We start from the raw sequence: 3,327 nt of genomic DNA, 5'->3' as shown, positions 1-3,327 counted from the left end.
CCGCCCGGTTCTTCGGGGCCGGTGACCGCGGGTCGGCCGTCGGGGAGGGCGTGCAGGCCACCTGGCTGGCGGTCGGGCTCGGGGTGCTCGTCGTGGCGGCGGTCGAGGTGGCGGCGGTGCCGCTGCTGCGGGTGATCGCCGACGGCGGTGAGATCGCCGACATGGCGCTGCCGTGGCTGCGGATCGCGATCCTCGGCGCGCCAGCCATCCTGATCTCGCTGGCGGGCAACGGCTGGATGCGCGGCGTGCAGGACACCGCGCGGCCGCTGCGCTACGTCGTCGCGGGATTCGCCCTGTCCGCGGTGCTGTGCCCGACGCTGGTGTACGGCTGGCTGGGGTTGCCGCGCATGGAGCTGGCCGGCTCGGCGGTGGCCAATCTGGTCGGGCAGTGGCTGGCGGCCCTGCTGTTCTGCCGCGCGCTGCTGGCCGAACGGGTGCCGTTGTCCGTGGACTTCACCGTGTTGCGGGCCCAGGTGGTGATGGGCCGCGATCTGCTGGTGCGCACCATGGCGTTCCAGGCGTGCTTCGTGTCTGCCGCGGCGGTGGCGGCCCGGTTCGGCGCGGCCGCGGTCGCCGCGCACCAGGTGGTGCTGCAACTGTGGGGTTTCCTTGCGCTGGTGCTGGATTCGCTGGCGATCGCCGCGCAGTCGCTGGTCGGCGCGGCGCTGGGGGCAGGTCAGCTGGCGCACGCGAAGTCGGTGGCGTGGAGGGTGACGGTGTTCTCCACCTTGGCCGCCGCGGTACTGGCAGCAGTATTCGCCGTCGGGGCGTCGGTGCTGCCCACGCTGTTCACCGACGACCGCTCGGTGCTGGACGCGATCGGCGTGCCGTGGTGGTTCCTGGTCGCTCAGTTGCCAATCGCCGGAATCGTTTTCGCGCTGGACGGGGTTTTGCTCGGTGCTGGTGACGCGAAGTTCATGCGCAACGCCACCCTCGTCAGTGCGCTGGTCGGCTTCCTGCCGCTGATCTGGCTGTCACTGATCTTCGGCTGGGGACTGCTGGGCATCTGGTCGGGCCTGACCACCTTCATGGTGCTGCGCCTGGTCTTCGTCGGCTGGCGCGCGTTCTCCGGGCATTGGCTGGTGGCTGGAACCGGCTAGCCCCTGTGCGCGACGACTGCCCAGCCATACGGGTTGGTGCGCACGTCGATCCGTTCGAAGCCCGCCGCGGCCAGGCGGACGGGGAGCGAGTCGGGGTCGACGGGGTTGTAGGTGTCGCCCTCGTGGTGGGCGGCCAACTCGTCGCTGGCGAGGCTGTCGCTGGCCACCAACGCGGCGCCGGGCCGCAGGACCCGGGCGATCTCGCCGAACAACCGGTCCTGCAATGGCACCGTCGGCACGTGGTGAAGCATGGTGAAACACGCTGCACCGGTGAATCTTTGGTCGTCATACGCCAGTGTCGTGGCATCGGCGTTGACGATCTCCACCGACGGCACGTCGGCGAAACGATCGCGCAGCATGGCGGCGAGCTCGGGGTCGATCTCCACCGACGTCAGCTTCGGCACCGACTGGCTCAAGACGTCGGTGGTGGCGCCGTACCCTGGCCCGACCTCGAGCACGTCGTCACCGAGGTCGGCATTGCCCAGCGCCCAGGGCAGGATGACCTCGCGGATCATCTCGCGCCATTCGTCGCTGCCGCAGTGCTGATGGGCTTCGTTCATGTCACTGCACCTGGGCGCGGCCGCGTTCGAACACGGCGTCGCGATTGGCGGCGATGTCGTCGCCGGTCGCCTCCTGCATCCACTGCGTGGCCGACCTCGCCTCGATCCACAACCCGGGGCTGGTCTGCTGCTCGTCGATGCGGTGGTAGGACTCCAGAAGGGCACGCACCGCCTTGGCGTTGTTGCCCACGATCGAGGCGGCGACCTTGCGGGCCGCGGGCAGCAGATCGTCGTGCGCGACCACCTCGGTGACCAGGCCGGCCCGCAGCGCGTCCTGCGCGGACAGGTAATCGCCGGTCAGGCTCATGCGCCGGGCCAGGCCGATGCCGACCTTCTGCGGCAACCGGACCGACAGTCCCCAGGTGGGCAGCAGCCCGACGCGGGCGTGGGTGTCGGCGAAGCGGGCGTTCTCGGAGGCGATCAGGATGTCGCAGTACAGCGCGAATTCGAGGCCGCCGGTGACGGCGGCGCCGTTGATCGCGCCGATCACAGGTGTGCCCATGGCCGGCCACTTGGGCGAGATGTCGGGAAGCTGCGTGGTGTCGCCGAGTTCCTTGAGGTCCAGACCTGCGCAGAACACCGGGTCGGCGCCGGTGAGGATCACGGCGTCTACGTCGCCGTCCGCCTCGGCCTCGGTCAGCGCCGCGTAGAACCGGGTGCGCAGGGCCGAGGACAGCGCGTTGCGCGCCTGGGGACGGTTTAGGGTCAGGGTGCGGACGCGATCGGTGGTGTCGATCAGCAGGACGTCATCTTCGGTGTCAGGCATGTTCTCACCGTATCGACATCGACATATGGTTGAAGCATGTGCCGGAACATCACCGAATTGCGCGGACTGGAACCCTCGGCGACCGCTGAGGAGATCGAGGCCGCCTCCCGTCAGTACGTCCGCAAGGTCAGCGGCATCACCCGCCCGACCGCCGCCAACGCCGACGCCTTCGAGGCCGCGGTCGCCGAGGTGACCGCGACCACCGCGCGTCTGCTTGCCGAACTGCCGCCGCGACGGCAGCCGCCCAAGACGGTGCCCCCGTTGCGTCGCCCCGAGGTCCGCGCCCGCATCGCCGCTGCGGCGAAGTGAGCGCGACCGCGCTCAAGGAGTGGAGCGCGGCCGTGCACGCGATGCTCGACGGCAGGCAGACGGTGTTGTTGCGCAAGGGCGGCATCGGCGAGAAGCGCTTCGACCTGGCCGCGCCGGAGTTCGTCTTCTTTCCGACCGTCGCACATGGTCACGCCGAACGGGTCCGCCCCGAGCACCGCGACCTGCTCGATGCCGCCGCGTCCGACAGCACCGAAGCGGAGGTGGTGGTTCGGGCCGGCGCGAAAGTGGTGGCCGCCGTTGCGGTTAACCACCCCGACGGGTTGGCGGACATCGAGCAGACGCACATCTGGACCGCCGAGTCCGTGCGTGCCGACCGGCTGGACTTCCGGCCAAGGCACCGGCTCACCGTGTTGGTGGTGCAGGCCAGGCCGCTGATCGAGCCGGTGCGGCTGCCGAGGGAACCGGCGTATGCGGGGTGCATCAGTTGGGTGGACTTACCGGTGCTTCCGGCGTGGGCCGATCCCGTGCACGACGATGCCGCGCTGGAGGCGATCGCCGAACTCGTTCGCGCCTCAGTTGGTTGATGGCGGCTGCGGGCCCGCGGGCAACACCAGCAGGGATGCCCCTTCCG

5 protein-coding genes are annotated in these 3,327 nt (G+C 70.0%); 3 read left to right on the top strand and 2 right to left on the bottom strand.

Annotated features, from left to right (window positions below):
* A partial coding sequence (locus QOC69_RS32230) for an MATE family efflux transporter (protein WP_526446558.1) occupies positions 1-1,100 on the top strand: 1,100 nt, incomplete at its 5' end.
* On the opposite strand, the gene QOC69_RS32225 is transcribed toward QOC69_RS32230, so the two are convergent.
* Together QOC69_RS32225 and QOC69_RS32220 are read right to left on the bottom strand one after the other, a co-directional pair.
* Positions 1,097-1,660, bottom strand: coding sequence for a class I SAM-dependent methyltransferase (locus tag QOC69_RS32225; RefSeq protein WP_526446557.1), 564 nt, complete (start codon positions 1,658-1,660; stop codon positions 1,097-1,099). The two genes, QOC69_RS32230 and QOC69_RS32225, sit on opposite strands and share 4 nt — an antisense overlap.
* 1 nt (position 1,661) lies before the next feature.
* On the bottom strand, positions 1,662-2,426 hold the full coding sequence (locus QOC69_RS32220) for an enoyl-CoA hydratase (protein WP_526446556.1): 765 nt from the start codon (positions 2,424-2,426) through the stop codon (positions 1,662-1,664).
* A gap of 36 nt (positions 2,427-2,462) precedes the next feature.
* On the opposite strand from QOC69_RS32220, the gene QOC69_RS32215 reads away from it, so the two are divergent.
* Positions 2,463-2,735, top strand: coding sequence for a DUF2277 domain-containing protein (locus QOC69_RS32215; protein WP_526446555.1), 273 nt, complete (start codon positions 2,463-2,465; stop codon positions 2,733-2,735).
* The gene (locus QOC69_RS32210) at positions 2,732-3,280 is read left to right on the top strand and encodes a DUF1802 family protein (protein WP_526446554.1); all 549 of its coding nucleotides are present in this window, start codon (positions 2,732-2,734) and stop codon (positions 3,278-3,280) included. Before QOC69_RS32215 ends, QOC69_RS32210 begins: the two co-directional genes overlap by 4 nt.
* Positions 3,281-3,327: the final 47 nt, after the last annotated feature.

Origin of the sequence: Mycobacterium sp. (assembly GCF_032162105.1) — a bacterium.
Classification (GTDB): domain Bacteria; phylum Actinomycetota; class Actinomycetes; order Mycobacteriales; family Mycobacteriaceae; genus Mycobacterium.
This window is presented reverse-complemented; position numbering and strand designations above follow the sequence as displayed.

Bases quoted from the DNA above. Each gene is read 5' to 3' on its own strand.
- QOC69_RS32225 (WP_526446557.1), bottom strand. From the start codon at position 1,660: ATGAACGAAGCCCATCAGCACTGCGGCAGCGACGAATGGCGCGAGATG.
- QOC69_RS32220 (WP_526446556.1), bottom strand. From the start codon at position 2,426: ATGCCTGACACCGAAGATGACGTCCTGCTGATCGACACCACCGATCGC.
- QOC69_RS32215 (WP_526446555.1), top strand. From the start codon at position 2,463: ATGTGCCGGAACATCACCGAATTGCGCGGACTGGAACCCTCGGCGACC.